We start from the raw sequence: 551 nt of genomic DNA, 5'->3' as shown, positions 1-551 counted from the left end.
GGCACGATTGGCCACGTGGACCATGGCAAGACGACGCTGACGGCGGCGATCACGACGGTTCTGGCATCGAAGTTCGGCGGCGAAGCCAAGGGCTACGACCAAATTGACGCGGCACCGGAAGAAAAAGCGCGCGGCATTACGATCAACACCGCCCACGTCGAGTACGAAACGGCGAATCGCCACTACGCCCACGTGGACTGCCCAGGCCACGCCGACTATGTGAAAAACATGATCACCGGCGCCGCCCAGATGGACGGCGCGATCCTGGTGTGCTCGGCCGCCGACGGCCCCATGCCCCAGACCCGCGAGCACATCCTGCTGGCCCGCCAGGTGGGCGTGCCTTACATCATCGTGTTCCTGAACAAGTGCGACATGGTTGACGACGCCGAACTGCTCGAACTCGTTGAAATGGAAGTGCGCGAACTGCTGGACAAGTACGACTTCCCCGGCGACAAGACCCCCATCATCCACGGCTCGGCCAAGCTGGCCATGGAAGGCGACAAGGGCGAACTCGGCGAAGGCGCGATCTTCAAGCTCGCCGAAGCCCTGGA

At 63.0% G+C, this 551-nt stretch carries 1 protein-coding gene; it reads left to right on the top strand.

Going from position 1 to position 551, the window contains the following annotated elements:
* Positions 1-551: GTP-binding protein (locus tag ACEN8I_RS24120; RefSeq protein WP_413331191.1), on the top strand; the 551-nt coding region annotated here is incomplete at both ends.

Source organism: Polaromonas sp. CT11-55 (assembly GCF_047303325.1).
Taxonomy (GTDB): Bacteria; Pseudomonadota; Gammaproteobacteria; order Burkholderiales; family Burkholderiaceae_C; genus Polaromonas.
The sequence above is the reverse complement of the archived record's forward strand: the minus strand, read 5'-3'. Positions and strand labels throughout refer to the sequence as shown.